This window comes from Tardiphaga alba (assembly GCF_018279705.1).
GTDB classification, from domain to species: Bacteria; Pseudomonadota; Alphaproteobacteria; order Rhizobiales; family Xanthobacteraceae; genus Tardiphaga; species Tardiphaga alba.
Map to the genome: position 1 here is coordinate 4245907 of NZ_CP036498.1, position 15087 is coordinate 4260993.

The 15087-nt window shown below is 63.3% G+C and carries 12 protein-coding genes; all 12 read right to left on the bottom strand.

Going from position 1 to position 15087, the window contains the following annotated elements; genetic code table 11:
- Positions 1–334 precede the first annotated feature (334 nt).
- The 12 genes from RPMA_RS20335 to RPMA_RS20390 all read right to left on the bottom strand — a co-directional run bounded on the left by RPMA_RS20335 (position 335) and on the right by RPMA_RS20390 (position 14948).
- Complete coding sequence (locus tag RPMA_RS20335; RefSeq protein ID WP_211909478.1) at positions 335–1330, bottom strand: Bug family tripartite tricarboxylate transporter substrate binding protein; 996 nt, start codon at positions 1328–1330, stop codon at positions 335–337.
- A gap of 132 nt (positions 1331–1462) precedes the next feature.
- A complete protein-coding gene (locus RPMA_RS20340) occupies positions 1463–1831 on the bottom strand; it encodes a hypothetical protein (RefSeq protein ID WP_211909479.1) in 369 nt (122 codons plus the stop codon).
- A gap of 106 nt (positions 1832–1937) precedes the next feature.
- Entirely contained in the window at positions 1938–5114 is a 3177-nt protein-coding gene (locus RPMA_RS20345; RefSeq protein WP_211909480.1) for an efflux RND transporter permease subunit, read from the bottom strand.
- 141 nt (positions 5115–5255) lie between these two features.
- Positions 5256–6248, bottom strand: a complete 993-nt coding sequence (gene ihpB / locus RPMA_RS20350) for a divalent metal ion exporter adaptor subunit IhpB (protein WP_211909481.1) — start codon at positions 6246–6248, stop codon at positions 5256–5258.
- Positions 6245–7516, bottom strand: a complete 1272-nt coding sequence (ihpA, locus tag RPMA_RS20355) for a divalent metal ion exporter subunit IhpA (protein WP_211909482.1) — start codon at positions 7514–7516, stop codon at positions 6245–6247. Before ihpA ends, ihpB begins: the two co-directional genes overlap by 4 nt.
- Before the next feature lie 59 nt (positions 7517–7575).
- Positions 7576–7929 (bottom strand): hypothetical protein, encoded by a 354-nt coding sequence (locus RPMA_RS20360; protein WP_211909483.1) that lies wholly within the window; start codon positions 7927–7929, stop codon positions 7576–7578.
- A 241-nt stretch (positions 7930–8170) separates the two neighbouring features.
- Positions 8171–8947, bottom strand: a complete 777-nt coding sequence (locus RPMA_RS20365; protein WP_211909484.1) for an HpcH/HpaI aldolase family protein — start codon at positions 8945–8947, stop codon at positions 8171–8173.
- Between the two features lie 129 nt (positions 8948–9076).
- The gene (locus tag RPMA_RS20370; protein WP_211909485.1) at positions 9077–10159 is read right to left on the bottom strand and encodes a malate/lactate/ureidoglycolate dehydrogenase; all 1083 of its coding nucleotides are present in this window, start codon (positions 10157–10159) and stop codon (positions 9077–9079) included.
- A gap of 36 nt (positions 10160–10195) precedes the next feature.
- Positions 10196–10939 (bottom strand): ABC transporter ATP-binding protein, encoded by a 744-nt coding sequence (locus RPMA_RS20375; protein WP_211909486.1) that lies wholly within the window; start codon positions 10937–10939, stop codon positions 10196–10198.
- Positions 10939–12717 (bottom strand): branched-chain amino acid ABC transporter ATP-binding protein/permease, encoded by a 1779-nt coding sequence (locus tag RPMA_RS20380; protein ID WP_211909487.1) that lies wholly within the window; start codon positions 12715–12717, stop codon positions 10939–10941. Before RPMA_RS20380 ends, RPMA_RS20375 begins: the two co-directional genes overlap by 1 nt.
- Positions 12714–13589 carry a branched-chain amino acid ABC transporter permease gene (locus RPMA_RS20385; protein ID WP_211909488.1) on the bottom strand — a complete coding sequence of 292 codons (876 nt, stop codon included), beginning with the start codon at positions 13587–13589 and terminating at the stop codon, positions 12714–12716. The genes RPMA_RS20380 and RPMA_RS20385 overlap by 4 nt, the downstream gene beginning before the upstream one ends.
- 210 nt (positions 13590–13799) lie before the next feature.
- Entirely contained in the window at positions 13800–14948 is a 1149-nt protein-coding gene (locus tag RPMA_RS20390; protein WP_211909489.1) for an ABC transporter substrate-binding protein, read from the bottom strand.
- Between the last annotated feature and the right edge of the window lie 139 nt (positions 14949–15087).

Consider the following 15087-nt stretch of genomic DNA (forward strand, 5'->3'; position numbering starts at 1 on the left):
CCCGAGAACGTCACCGCATCCCACCTCGCAGATCGTGACGATCGCGAACCACCCCTCTCAGTGAGGCGGGACGAGAGGGAACATAGTCGGATGGGGAATTAAGTCAAGAACAAAATAGGAACAGTTTCGCGCCGTTCTTTTCCCTCCCCTGAGCGCAGCGACTGGGGAGGGTGGCTTGAAGCGAGCGTCCAGCGAGCTTCAAGACGGGTGGGGTGTTTCCGCAAGCGCTGACGTCACGTGGTGAGCCACCCCACCCCCGCCTATCGGCGGACCCTCCCCATTCGCTTCGCTCCGAGGAGGGACGCCATCGGCCCCGGCGCGTCGTTGCGCACCCCTACTGCACCGGCCCCAGCGCTGCCGCGAGTTCCGCCCACACCGGCGCTTCGTCCTTGTAGAGGGCGTTGCTGGCCTCCAGATTCATCGGGCCTTCATTGACGCCCTGGCTCTTGAGCAATTCGCTCACGCGATCGGTCTTGCTGGCGGCGACGAACAGCGCATTGAGCTTTGCGATGATCTCCGGCGGCGTCTTGGCCGGCGCCATGCAGCCCTGGAACGTCAGCAGCGTATGCGCGCGCGAGGTAGCGCCCTGCTCCTTGAAGGTCGCGACATCGGGCAATGCGGCGATGCGCCGGCGCGACACCGCCACCGCGCGGCCCTTGCCTGTCTGCAGCACCGGCAATGCCGCGGCATAGCTGCCGATGCCGGCATCGATGGAGCCACCGGCGAGATCGCTCCACATCGGCGCCTCGCCGCGATAATGCACGGCCTCCATCTTCAGCCCGTATTGCTTGTTGAGCTCGACGATCACCATATGCGCGAAGGAGCCGGCGGCATAGGTGCCGACATTCACCTTCTCGGTCTTCTTCGCATAGTCGATGAAATCCTTCAGCGTCTTGGCGCCGGTCTTCTCGCTCACCACCAGTGGCAGGCTGCCGCCGGGCATCACCGTCACCCACGCAAAATCCTGCGGCACGTTGTATTTGATGTCCTTGATGAGGACGGGATTGAGCATATAGGCGGTGGTGTTGCAGATCATCAGCGTGTGGCCGTCGGGATCGGCGCGCTTCAGCTCCAATGCGGCGACAGCGCCGCCGGCGCCCGCCTTGTTCTCCACCACCACGGTCTGTCCGAGTTCGCGCTGCAGATATTCGCCATAGACGCGCGCGAACTGATCCGTCTGGCCGCCGGCTGCAGAGCCCGCGAGAATCTTGATGGGTTTGGTCGGCCAGCTATTGGCGCGCAGGATTGACGGCGCGCTCAGCAATGCAGCGGCGCCTGCGCCAGCTGTCACAAATTGGCGTCGATTCAGCAGACGCAGATCGATCGTCATGTGTCCCTCCGGATGTTCACCTTGTCTCTTTGGACAAGTCCGTCGAGCATGACCTATTCGATGGCGGAAGGCAAAAACACGCCGTGTTTCCGCGGCGCGGATTTTTGCAACCGCGGAACATGCGGGATGGGTTTAGTACTTGAACTTCGCCTGACCGGATTTGCCGTCCGCGGTCTTCAGCGTGATGCTCACCGCCGTGCCCTTAACGATATCCGCCTTGGCTTCGCCCTTGAGCGTGTGACCGGAGGCGGTGAGCGACATCGTCTCGCGTTCGCTGCCATTTGTGAGCAGTGCCGAAGCCGAATAGCCGGTCGTCGATATCGCCTTGTTGGCGTCATCGAGCACATGGAAGGTCAGCGTCTTGCCCGACGCCGTCATCTCCACATGCACGCCGGCGACATCTTCCATCGGGCCGCCATTCGGGCCCTTGTGATGGACGTGTTGGGCCAGTGCCGGCGTGGCGAACAGCAATGCGGAAGTGACGAGCAGAATCTTCTTCATCAGTGGTTTCCTTCTGAGGTTTGTAGGGTGGGCAAAGGAGCGCAGCGACGTGCCCACCTTCGCGTGTCGTGCATGTGAAGGTGGGCACGCTTGCGCTTTGCCCACCCTACGGCTGAACGTTTCTTTCCCGGCGGAACAGGATGTAGAGCGCAGGCAGAACCAGCAGCGTGAGGATGGTGGACGAGATGATGCCGCCGATGACCACGGTGGCTAGCGGCCGCTGCACTTCGGCGCCGGGGCCGGTGGCGATCGCCATCGGCACGAAACCGAGCGAGGCCACCAGCGCCGTCATCATCACCGGGCGCAGGCGTGTGAGCGCGCCTTCGCGGACAGCCTCGACGATCTTCATGCCATCAGCGCGCAGCCGCTCGATGAAGGTGATGATCACGAGGCCGTTCAGCACCGCGACACCGGAGAGCGCGATGAAGCCGATGCCGGCGCTGATCGACAGCGGGATGTCACGCAACAATAGCGCGGCGACGCCGCCGGTGAGCGCCAATGGCACGCCGCTGAACACCAGTGCCGCATCGGCTGCCGAGCCGAGCGAGATGAACAGCAGCAGGAAGATCAGCGCCAGCGCGACGGGCACCACGATGGTGAGACGCTTGGTGGCGGAGACCAGCTGCTCGAACTGGCCGCCCCAGCCGATCCAGTAGCCGGACGGCAGCTTCACCTTCTCGGCCACCTGCGCCTGCGCATCGCCGACGAAGGAGCCGAGATCGCGGCCACGCACATTGGCCGACACCACGATGCGGCGCTTGCCGTTCTCGCGGCTGATCTGGTTCGGCCCCGGCGTCACCTCGATGGAGGCCACCGCCGACAGCGGCGTGTAACGCATCTGCGACAGCGGCGAGTTGCTGGTCAGCGAGGCGCGTGTTGCTGCTGCCGGCGCTTCCGTGGCTGGCAATGGAATCGGCAGGTTCTTCATCGCCTCGATATCGGTGCGCATATGCTCGGGCAGCCGCACCACGAGATCGAAACGGCGATCGCCCTCGAAAACGAGACCGGCGTGCTTGCCGCCCACCGCCGTCTCGACAATGGCCTGCACATCCTGGACGCTGAGCCCGAGCCGCGACAGAGCAGGACGATCGAGCTTGACGGTGAGCATCGGCAGGCCGGTGACCTGCTCGGTCTTGACGTCGGCGGCGCCGGGCACGCCGCGCAGCACGGCCTCCACCTTGCCGGCGGTCTGCAGCAGCTGGTCGAGATCGTCGCCAAAGATCTTGACGCCGACATCGCTGCGCACGCCGGAGATGAGTTCGTTGAAACGCATCTGGATCGGCTGGGTCAGCTCATAGACATTGCCGGGCAAGAGCTCGCCCTGCCGCTCGATGGCAGCGACGAGATCGGCCTTGCTGCGCTTCGGATCCGGCCACTGGTCGCGCGGCTTCAGCATCACGATCGTGTCGGCGACATTGGGCGGCATCGGATCGGTGGCGACTTCCGACGTGCCGAGCTTGGAGAACACCTCTTTTACCTCCGGCATTTCCAGCAAATTCTTTTCCAGCCGCATCTGCATGTCGATGCCCTGGGTCAGGCTGGTGCCGGGGATGCGCATGGCGTGCAGAGCGACATCGCCTTCATCGAGGCTCGGGATGAACTCGCCGCCCATGCGCGAGGCGGCAAAGCCGGTGATCACCAGCAGCGCGACAGCAATGATGGCGACCGAACCGCGGAAGCGGATCGAGAGCGCCAGCAAGGGCAGATAGAGGCGGCGGGCGCCGCGCATGAAGGCGTTTTCCTTCTCCGTCACCTTGCCCGTGACCAGCAACGCGACGGCGGCCGGCACAAAGGTCATCGACAGGATCGATGCACCGGCGAGCGCCATCAGCACCGTGAGCGCCATCGGCGTGAACATTTTTCCTTCCACGCCGGTCAACGTCAGAACGGGGAGATAAACCACAGCGATGATCAGCGTGCCGAGCAGGCTCGGCTTGATCACCTCTTTCGAGCCGGCCAGGATCGTCGCGAAGCGTTCATCGCGCGTCAGCAAACGGCCCCGCTTCTCCTGCTCATGGGCGAGCAGGCGCAGACAATTCTCCACGATGATCACAGCGCCATCGATGATGATGCCGAAATCGATGGCGCCAAGGCTCATGAGATTGGCGCTGACCTTGCTCTCCACCATGCCGCTGATGGTGATGAGCATGGAGAGCGGAATGACCAAAGCGGTGGCCACCGCGGCTTTGAAATTGCCGAGAATGAGGAACAGGATGACGATGACCAGCAGCGCGCCTTCGAGCAGATTGGTCTCGACGGTCTTGATAGTGGCTTCCACCAGTTTGGTACGGTCATAGAGCACGCGGGCGACGATGCCGTCCGGCAGTGTCTGCGCGATGGACTCGAGCTTCGCCGAGACGCGCTGCGACACTGTGCGGCTGTTCTCCCCCATCAGCAGCATGGCGGTGCCGAGCACCGTCTCCTTGCCGTCGAGGGTCGCAGCACCCGTGCGCAGGTCGGTGCCGATCTTGATATCGGCGACATCGCTGATGCGCACCGGCACGCCGCTGCGCGAGCCGATCACCACATTGCGGATGTCGTCGAGATTGGCAACCTGGCCGGGCGTGCGAACGAGATATTGCTCGCCATTGCGCTCGATATAGCCGGCGCCGACATTGGCATTGTTGGCCGCAAGCGCCGTCATCACATCGCGGAAACTGAGGCGATAGGCCATCAGTTTGCTGGGATCGGGCAGCACGTGGAACTGCTTCTCATAGCCGCCGATGGTGTTGACCTCGACGACCCCCGGCACCGTGCGCAGCTGCGGCTTGACGATCCAGTCCTGCACCGTGCGCAGATCGATCGGCGTGATCGGCGATCCGTCGGCGTTTTTGGCGCCGGGCTTGGCGTCGAGCGCAAAAGTGTAGATTTCGCCGAGACCGGTGGAGATCGGGCCCATGGCGATCTCGATGCCGGTGGGGAGCTGGTCCTTCACCTGCTGCAGGCGTTCGCTGACCTGCTGGCGCGCGAAATAGATATTGGTGCCTTCGTTGAAGACGATGGTGACCTGGCTGAGCCCGTAGCGCGACAGCGAGCGCGTATATTGCAGGTTCGGAATGCCGCTCATATTGGTTTCGACGGGGAACGTGATCCGCTGCTCCACTTCGAGCGGCGAATAGCCGGGCGCTTCCACATTCACCTGCACCTGGACATTGGTGATATCCGGCACGGCGTCGATGGGCAGGCGGGTGAAATTCCACGCGCCGAAAGCGGCGACCGCAAGCACGCCGATCATCACGAACCAGCGCTGGCGGATGGAGAAAGCGAGAATGGCGTTGATCATCGTGTCACACCGTCCCTCATGGTGAGGAGCGCGCCCTCGCGCGCGTCTCGAACCATGAGCTGTTGGAGCTCCGTCGCCATCCTTCGAGACGCCGCTGCGCGGCTCCTCAGGATGAGGGTTGGAGAGTGTTCGGGAGCGCGCTTAGTGGTCATGCGACGCCTCCGACTTGCCGAGTTCGGCCTTGACGACAAAACTGTTCTTTGCGGCGTAGCGATCGCCGTCCATCAGGCCGAACACGATCTCGACATTCTCAAAATCGCGCGCGCCGAGCTCGACCTCGCGGGCCTCGAATTTTTCGCCATTGCGGACGAACACGACATTCTTGTTGTCGACCGTCTGCAGCGCCGTGCTCTTGACCGCGACGGGGACCTGCTTGGCGGAGAGGATCAACCGCGCCGACACGAACAGGCCGGTGCGCAGCCGCATGCCTTCATTGGCGACCACCGCGCGCACCAGCGCGCTCTGCGTATCGCTGCTGCCGACCGGCGAGACGTAAGACAGTTGCGCTTCGATGGGCGTGCCGCCATCGCCGACATCGATCTGCACGGTGTCGCCGATGCGGACGCGGGCGAGATCGCGGCGATAGACGGAGAGATCGACCCAGACGGTGGAAATATCGGCGACGATGAAGGCCGGCTTCTGCTCGGACGCATATTCGCCGAGCGAGATCTGGCGATCGATCACGGTGCCGGAAATCGGCGCGCGCATCTCATAGGTGGTGAGGCTCTGATTGCTCTCGATCTTGGCGAGCAGTTCGCCCTTCTCGACGGTGTCACCGATACGCTTTTTGATCTCGCGCACGACGCCGGGGAAGCGCGGCGTGACCTGCACCAGCGCTTCCTGGTTCGGCTGCAGAATGCCGTTGAGGATGATGGAGTTGTGCAGCGTGCCCGCCGTGGCGGTCAGGATCTCGATGCCTGCAGCCGCAAGCTTGGCATCGGACATCTGGACGACGCCCTCCTCCGCATGGGCGTGGCCCTTCTCGCCATCTTTGTCGCTATGGCCCTTGCCGCCATGCCCTTTCTCGCTCGCTTTCGCGGCCGGCGCCGCAATGCCTGCGGGCGCATTGAGATAGACGCCGGCGCCGACAGCTAGCGCTGCGGCCGCCATCAGCATCATGAGTGGCTTGTTCATCGTGCGCTCCCCCGCGCCAGTGCAAATGGATTGCCGACCAGCCCCTCGATGGTGGCGACGGCGACATGGAAGTTCTGCTGCGCTTCCTGCTCGCGCAGCCGCGCCTGGGCGACGCTCGCTTGCGCATCGAGCACTTCGAGCAGCGAATAGCGGCCCTGCCCGTAGCCTTCGGAAATCGCCGCAGCCGCATCGCGCGCTTTCGGAATGCCGGTCTCGCGCAGGATGCTGAGTTCACGCAGCGAGCCCTGCAGCGTGTCATAGGCGCGACCGGCCACGACGATCAGCGTGTTGCGATTGGCCTGTCGCTCGGCGGCGGTCTTGGCGAGGCTCTCCTGCGCGGAGAGGATATTGCCCTGGTTCTGGTCGAAGATCGGGATCGGCACCGAAACCGACAGGCGCACGGCATTGTCGCCGGTGTCATGGAAGCGGCGCATGCCGGCGGAGATGGTGACATCCGGATAAGGCTTCAGGCGCGCCAGCAGCAGCTGCGCATTGCGCTGGGCGAAAATCGCCTTCCAGCGCACCAGCTGCGGATTGGCATCGATGGCGTTCACCACGGACTGGAACGACGGCGGACGACCGCCCGGATCGAGACGCCCGGACACGACGGAGAACTTTGGCGCCGCATCGCCCATCAGGATAGCAAGCTCGCGGCGCGCGGAGGCGAGTGCCGCCTTGGTGCGCTCGCGATCGGCTTTCACCAGCGCGGAGGCGACATCGGCGCGGCCGGTTTCAGCGACGGAGGACGCACCCGCCTCGACGCGCCGTTGCAGCAGCGGCGAAATCTGGTCGATGGCCTCGACCTGCTCGTTCAAAATCTCGATCCGGCGCTGCAGGCCGAGCACGGTGAGAAAGGCGATGGCGGTTTCGGACAGAACCTCCAGCCTGATGGCCTGCCGCTCGATGCCCGCCGCATCGAGCCCCGCCTGCCCCGCGGCGATGCGCGCATCGCGCTTGCCCCAGAGTTCGAACATCTGGCTGATCTGCAGCGTTGAATCCGCCGAGCGCGTGCCGCGATAGGCGCCGGAGCCGAGCGCACCGTCGATCTCATAGGAGATTTCCGGATTGATCAGCGCGCCGGACTGGATGCGCTGGCCGCGCGCGATGCCGATGTCGCGTTCTGCCGCAGTAAGACGCGGACTGGCCGCGAGCGCGCGCTGCAGCGCGTTGCCCATGGTGAGGGTTTGCGAATGCGCTTTCCCCGCCGGCATGAATGCGACGAACAGCACAGCCGCGCACGCGAAACGCGTGGCGTATGTCGAGAACATGATAAAAGCCTGACGAACGACAGAGTCAGGGCGCGAGGCGCCCGGCGGTTATGTTCAGGTCAGGAATTTGGGGGACGTGGATCGATGGCACCAGGCCATTCGCGGCGTTGGTCATCGTGAAACACCAGCGCGCGGGTCTTGAGCGACACCGGCTTGGTCGTGAAGACCAGCGGTTCCGCCGTCATGGAGAAGCAGCCGTGGCAGTGATTGTCGGCGACGGTTCCCATGTCGGAATGGCCGATGCCCCGGTCGGCGATCGACATGATCGTTTCGACCGACGCGTTGGTGACATCTAGGCCGCACAGGCCATGCATGGCGCCGGTGATGAGGTAAGTCGCCAGCACGAACGCCACCAGCGCCCGGCGCGGAAGGCGCAGGATGCGAGAGCGGGACATGCGGGCGAAAAACGTCACGAGAGCCTCATTCGACAATGAAGCCGAGGTATCACGACCGATCCGGGCTGTCGATCTGCAATACAGTTACAATCCGCGCACCATGATGTCGCATGGATCACGGTTTCGTGGACATCATGATGTCATGAATTGGCACGGGTTCGTAGGGTGGGCAAAGGCGCGTAGCGACGTGCCCACCATCCCATGCACGGATGGTCAAGGTGGGCACGCTGACGCTTTGCCCACCCTACAGGAACGAGCCTTACGCCTTGCCGCCGGAGTTCTTGCGGGTCTCGGCGACCCAGTTCTTCGCGCCAGTGGCGAGGATGCCGCTGTCATTGAGCAGCGTCACCAGCTTGAAGCCCATGGCGATGTTCTTGGCGGCGCCGACCGGGCCCGAGCAGTGGATGCCCGGCGCGATACCGCGCTTGTCGCATTCCTTGATGAGCTTGTCGTAGATCTTGAGGATCTCCGGCTCTTCACGGTCGAGCTTCGGCACGAGGCCATAGGAGAAGCCGAGATCGCTGGGGCCGATATAGACGCCGGCGATGCCTTCGACATCGAGGATGGCTTCCATATTGTCGACGGCGGTCTTGGTCTCCAGCATCGGGATGCACAGCGTCTCGGCATTCGCCGTGTCCTGATAGGTGCCGCCGGCGCCATACATGCCGGCGCGGATCGGACCGTTGGAGCGGGTGCCGCGCGGCGGATACTTGCAGTACTGGACGAAGTTCTCGGCTTCCTGCTTGGTGTTGACCATCGGGCAGATCACGCCATAGGCGCCGCCATCGAGCACCTTGCCGATAATGCCGGGCTCGTTCCATGGCACGCGCACCATTGGCGTCACGTCATGGCCGTTCATGGCCTGGAAGCAGGTGACCATGGACTGATAGTCCTGCACGCCGTGCTGGATATCGACGGTGACGCTGTCGAAGCCGCACTGCGCCATCACCTCGGCGGAGAAGCCCGACGGGATCGCCAGCCACGCATTGACGACGGCGCCGCCCTTTGCCCAGATTTCCTTGACCTTGTTTGCCATTGGTATTTCCTCCGCTTCTATTGAGACGTCATGGCCGGGCTTGTCCCGGCCATCCACGCCTTTTCGGCTGCTGATAGTAAAGACGTGGATGCCCGGGACAAGCCCGGGCATGACGGTTGAGTATTTGGCTTACGATGTCGCGTGCTTGACGGCCTCTTCGCTGACACCGACATCGCGCGCGGTCTGCACGATGGCCGCCCAGGTCTCGTCCGGCAGCGGCACGCCGTTCGCCGTGCGGTCGGCGCGGGTCTTCGCCTCGTTGTCGCCGGGGATCATCACGGCATCGACGCCGGCGGCCGGCTTGGCGCTCTTGAAGAAATCCACATAGCGCGCGACTTCGCCATCGAAGAAATTGGCGGGGTCGATCTTCTTCGGGTCAACATAGATCGAGAACATGCCATTGGCGAACGGGCGGCCATGCTTGGTGGCGCCGTTGCCGGTGAGCGCGCCACCGAGCAATTCGCAGATCAGCGCCAGACCAGACCCCTTGTGATCGCCGAAGGCACGGATGGCACCGGTACCCTTGGAATGATCGCGGGTGCCATCCACATTGGGACCGTAAAGCAGGAACGGGTCTTCACTGAGATCGCCATTCGGTGCGATCAGCGCGCCCTTGGGCAGCTTCTTGCCGCCGCGCGAGGCGACCAGGACCTTGCCTTCAGCCACCACCGAGGTCGCGAAATCGAGCACCACCGGCGGGCCGCCGGCGCGCGGAATGCCCACGCAGTATGGTGCCGTGGAAAGGCGACGCTCGACGCCGCCATAAGGCGCGACGAGAACGGAGCCCGCAGCCGTGACGAAATGGATGGAGACGAGACCTTCTGCCGCAGCCATTTCGGCCCAGTCGCCGATGCGGCCGATGTGACCGGAATTCTTGGTGGCGACCGCGGACAGGCCCGCCGCCTTGCACTTGTCGATGCCGAGTTGCACGGCCTGCGGGCCGACGGTCTGGCCATAGCCGAAGCGGCCATCGACGACAGCGAGGGACGGCGTATCGACGGGGATCTCGATGGTCTGGTTCGGGATGATCATCCCGTTATTGCGCCAGCGGATATAGACGGGCACGCGGATGACGCCGTGGCTGTCATGGCCGGTGAGGTTCGCCGTGGTGAGATAGGTGGCGATGCGCTTGGCTTCCTCCTTGGTGGAAGACGCATGCTCGAACACATCAGCGACGAAGGCGATCAGTTTGTCGACTTGAACTGTAACCATGGCGGGACATTCGTCCTTGTTGTTGGGCGTTGAGGCCTAATGCGCGGGCAAGCCCGCGGCGGGCTTGCCGTGACCGCCGAGATAGGCGGCTGCAATGGCCTCGTTGGCCCAGAGATCCTCCGGTTTGCCGTCGAGCACGATACGGCCGGTTTCCAGCACGTAGCCATGATCGGCGACAGAAAGTCCCATGCGCGCATTTTGCTCCACAAGCAAGACCGTGGTGGATTGCCGGATCTCCGTGATGATGCGGAAAACCGCCTGCACGATGACGGGGGCGAGGCCGAGCGAGGGCTCGTCCAGCAGCAGCAGCCGCGGCTTGGCCATCAATCCGCGCGCAACCGCCACCATCTGCAACTGTCCGCCGGACAGCGTCCAGCCGAGCGCATCGGTGAATTTGCGGATGTCCGGGAAGAGATCGAACATGGCATCCGCCTCGCGCGCGAGATCGGCCTTGCTCGCCTTGCGGTTGGAGCCGCCGAGCATGATGTTCTCTTTCACCGTCAGGCCGGGAAACACCCGCCTGCCCTCCGGCACATGCGAAATGCCGAGGCGCACGATGGCCTCCGGGCCGAGGCCGGCGATGGACTTGCCATCGAACAGGATGTCGCCCTCGCTGGGTTTGGCCAGACCGGAAATGGCGCGCAGCGTGGTCGACTTGCCGGCGCCATTGGCGCCGAGCAATGTGACCACCTGCCCTTCCTCGACCTTGCAGCTGATGCCTTGAAGGGCGACTATCTCGCCATAGCGGACGTGGAGGTCCTTGATTTCGAGCAGCGCCATCACGCAGTTCCCAGATAGGCAGAGACGACATCGGGATGGCGCAGCACGGCCATCGACTCGCCGTCCGCGATGCGGCGTCCGAAATTGAGCACGGTGATGTGCTGGGCAGCTTCCGACACCAGCGTCATGTCGTGATCGATGATCAGGATGGTCAGCCCCTGCGCGGCGATGCGCTTGAGCAGCTCGTGCAGTTCGATCTTCTCCGACGAGTTCAGACCGGCCGCGGGCTCGTCGAGCAGCAGCAGGGTCGGATTGCCGGCGAGCGCGCGCGCGATCTCGATCAGGCGCTGATGGCCGTAGGAGAAGCTGGAGATCAGCTCATTGGCGCGCGAGCCGAGGCCCACAAAGGTCAGCGCCGCCAGCGCGCGTTCGGTGAGGGCTGCATGATCGCCCTTGCCGATCAGCGTATTGCCCGGCCGCTCGGCGCCGATGATGACGTTTTCCAGCGCCGTCATGGAGCGGAACAGGCGGATGTTCTGGAACGTGCGGCCAAGCCCCGCGGCCGTGCGCAGATGCGGCGGCATGGTGGTGACATCGGTGCCATCGAGCATGACCTTGCCGGATGTCGCCTCATACAGGCCCGACAACACGTTGAGCGTGGTGGTCTTGCCGGAGCCGTTCGGGCCGATCAGCGCATGCACGCTGCCACGATGCACGGCGATGTCGACTTCATCGACAGCCTTGAGGCCACCGAAATGCTTCGACAGGCTGGAGACACGCAACACCATCTCGTCGCCGGTCGCCGCGGGCTTGAGGACGAGCGGCGCGGTCGATGGCATCACCTTCTTCGGCGGACGCAGGCGATCATAGGCCATGCTGACCCATCCCCAGATGCCATCGGGCATGAAACGGATGATCAGGATCACCGACAGGCCGTAGATGGCGAGATAGAGGCCGGGCACGCTCTTGAGGAAGCGCAGCCATTCCGGGATCAGGATGAGCAAACCCGTGCCGATGGCCGAACCGATCGGCGACGCCACGCCGCCGAGCAGCGACATCGTCAGGAACACGATGGATTCGGCGAAGGAGAACTGATCCGGCGAGATATAGGCAAAGCCGCCTGCGAACAACCCGCCGCCGAGACCGCCAAGCAGCGCGCAGATGGCAAAGGCGTAGATCTTGGTGCGGAACACATCGATGCCAGCGACGCCGGCTGCCAACTCATTGTCGCGCACCGCGCGCATGGCGCGGCCGAGCCTGGTATCGGGCAGATGCCAAACGAGATAGCCGACGATGGCGAGCACCGCGACGCAGAAGGCGAGATAGGCCTGCGACGACATGAAGATCGACGGACGGCCGATCTTCGACACGCCGTCCGGACCCTTGGTGAGCCAGATGGCGTTGATCATGATCAGCGTGATGATCTGCTGGAACGAGATCGTCACCATGGCGAGGTAATGCCCGCCGAGCCGCAACGTGGACAGGCCGAGCAAAGCGCCGGCCGCCAGCGCCATGGCGCAGCCGCCGAACAGGCAGAGCCAGTAATTGAGCTGATAGTCCGTGGTGCCGAGGCCGACCGCATAGGCGCCGAAACCGAAGAACGCGGCCTGCGCCAGATTGATCTGGCCGCACAGGCCGAGCACGACGGACAGGCCGAATACGGCAATGGCAAAGGTCGTCGCCTGCATCAGGATGTTGAGAATGTAGCCGTCGAACCGCATCGACGCCGCGAGGAAGACGACGATGGCGGCCGCGATGAAATATGGTGCGTGACGGATCAGCAGCGGCTTCGGGCGCGCGATATCGGCGACCGACTGGATATTTTCGGTGGTGCTCATGCTTTCTCCGCGACGCGTTCGCCAAAGATGCCCTGCGGACGGAAGATCAGGAACAGCACCAGCACCAGGAAGGCGAAGCCGTCCTTGTAGGGAACGGAGATATAAGCGGCGCCAAACGTCTCGATGATGCCGAGCGCGATGCCGCCGATGATGGCGCCGGCCACGTCACCGAAGCCGCCGATGATGGTGGCGGCAAACGCCTTCAGCGCGATGGTGGCGCCCATCTGGATCGACACGAACAGGATGGGTGCGACGAGGATGCCGGCGAGACCGCCGAGCACCGCGGAATAGATGAAGGTGATCATGATCATGGTGGAGACGGAGATGCCGAGCAGCGAGGCCATCTCCTTGTCCTGCGACGTCGCCTGCAGCTTTTTGCCGATCATGGTGTGTTCGAAGAACCACCAGTTGAACACCACGAGCGCCAGCGTGACCGCAATGATGAGCAGATACTGGTTGTCGAGATAGACCGGGCCGAGCTGGATGCCGGGCGTATCGAACCAGCCCTGCAGTACCTGCGGCTGCGGGCCATACAGCGCCAGCACGCCATTGGCCATCAGGATCGACGCGCCGATGGTGGCGATGATCACCGGCAGATAGGTGCGATGCCGCAGCGGATAATAGACGCCGAGATTGAAGATGACGCCGATCACCGCCATGCCGGCCAGCGCGATGATGAAGGACAGCCAGTAAGGCAGCGACAGATCGACGGCGCAGACCACCATCAGATAGGCGGCCACCATGGAGAATTCGCCTTGCGCGAAATTCACGACGTTTGTCGCGCGAAAAATCAGCACGAAGCCGAGCGCCACCAGCGCATAGACCGAACCGATGCCGATGCCGGTGAAGAGGAGTTGGAGGACGAGATCCATTTCAGACTTTCACGATCGTCATTGCGAGGAGCGTAGCGACGAAGCAATCCAGTTCTTTCCGCGCTTGTTGCTTCTGGATTGCTTCGCCCGAAGAATTGGCTTCGCCAATCCTCGGGGCTCGCAATGACGGGTGAGAGGCAGGCGCGAAACATTTCGGGATCTCGGGTTCACGCGCAAAGACGCGCGTGCCCCGGGATGACGACGAAGCCGTCAGTTATCGAACTCGATGTGCTTGTCGAAGACGATGTTGCCCTTGTCGTTTTTCACGATGTTGTAGCCGTGCAGACCGTCGCCGTTCTTGTCGAAATTGTATTCCCCCTCGGCGCCCGGATATTTCTTGATGGCCAGAATCGCCTCGCGGATCTTCTGCGGATCGGTGGAGCCGGCATTCTTGATCGCCAGTGCCAGCACGTTGATCGCGTCGAACGGCCAGGAGCTCTGATTGTCCGGCGCGACCTTGAAGGCATCGCGATAGGTCTTGCCGAAGGCCTTGGACGCATCCGACGATTCTTCCGCATAGTCGGCCACACCATAAGTGCCGTACAGCGCCGGCCCTGCGAGCTTGAGCGCGGTGACATTGACGATGGAGGGCGAGCCGACCCACGGAATGTTGACGCCGAGCTGGCGCAGCTGGCGGGCGAAGATGCCGAGATCGTTTTCGAAGGTGAAGTACGAGCCGAGGATGTCGGCTCCGGACTGCTTGATCGCCAGCACGACGGGCGTGAAATCCTGGCTCTGATTGGCATAGCCCTGATCGATCGCCACGGTGGCGCCCAATGGCCCGAGTGCTTCGGTCAGCGCCTTGCCACCGGCGGTGCCGAAGGCATCGGTGGAATGCAGCACGGCCCACTTCTTCTTGCCGAGTGTCTTCACGCCATATTCGGCGATGACGCGGCCGGAATAGCTGTCATTGGGGCGGAAGCGGAACAGCCAGGGATTGCCGAGTTTTGTCAGATTCGGATCGGTGCCGCCGAACATCACCGGCTTGCCGAGCTTCATGACATCCGGCGCCATTGCATGGACCTGCGTGGAGCGGATCGAGCCGAGGAAGCCCACGATCTCGGGATTGGCGGCGAGCTTCGAGAACGCCAGCACGATGCCTGGATTGGTGGTCTGGTCGTCCTCGATGATCAGTTCGATCTGCTTGCCGAGAATACCGCCAGCCTTGTTGATGGCCTCGACCGCGAGCTTGGCGCCGCCGGTGGCATATTTGCCGGCTTCGGCCGCGGGGCCCGTGATCGGCGCGCACATGCCGATCTTGATCGTTCCGCCACCTTGGGCGCGCGCATGTCCGATAATGTAAGGAGCAGCCAAACCGGCGGCAATGCCGGCCGTGAATCCACGTCGGGTCAGCGTCATCAAATCCTCCCTAAGAGGCCGGACTTGATCGCCAGCCTTCTTCGATTGTGACGACGTGGAGTTGAGCGAAAATTTCGATGCCTGTCTACAGTGACTGTGAAATTCGTACGATGAATTCATCGCAGCTCATTCATGGCAG

Coding starts and splice junctions, on each gene's coding strand:
- RPMA_RS20335 (WP_211909478.1), bottom strand. CDS start 1,330: ATGACGATCGATCTGCGTCTGCTGAATCGACGCCAATTTGTGACAGCT.
- RPMA_RS20340 (WP_211909479.1), bottom strand. CDS start 1,831: ATGAAGAAGATTCTGCTCGTCACTTCCGCATTGCTGTTCGCCACGCCG.
- RPMA_RS20345 (WP_211909480.1), bottom strand. CDS start 5,114: ATGATCAACGCCATTCTCGCTTTCTCCATCCGCCAGCGCTGGTTCGTG.
- ihpB (WP_211909481.1), bottom strand. CDS start 6,248: ATGAACAAGCCACTCATGATGCTGATGGCGGCCGCAGCGCTAGCTGTC.
- ihpA (WP_211909482.1), bottom strand. CDS start 7,516: ATGTTCTCGACATACGCCACGCGTTTCGCGTGCGCGGCTGTGCTGTTC.
- RPMA_RS20365 (WP_211909484.1), bottom strand. CDS start 8,947: ATGGCAAACAAGGTCAAGGAAATCTGGGCAAAGGGCGGCGCCGTCGTC.
- RPMA_RS20370 (WP_211909485.1), bottom strand. CDS start 10,159: ATGGTTACAGTTCAAGTCGACAAACTGATCGCCTTCGTCGCTGATGTG.
- RPMA_RS20375 (WP_211909486.1), bottom strand. CDS start 10,939: ATGGCGCTGCTCGAAATCAAGGACCTCCACGTCCGCTATGGCGAGATA.
- RPMA_RS20380 (WP_211909487.1), bottom strand. CDS start 12,717: ATGAGCACCACCGAAAATATCCAGTCGGTCGCCGATATCGCGCGCCCG.
- RPMA_RS20385 (WP_211909488.1), bottom strand. CDS start 13,589: ATGGATCTCGTCCTCCAACTCCTCTTCACCGGCATCGGCATCGGTTCG.
- RPMA_RS20390 (WP_211909489.1), bottom strand. CDS start 14,948: ATGACGCTGACCCGACGTGGATTCACGGCCGGCATTGCCGCCGGTTTG.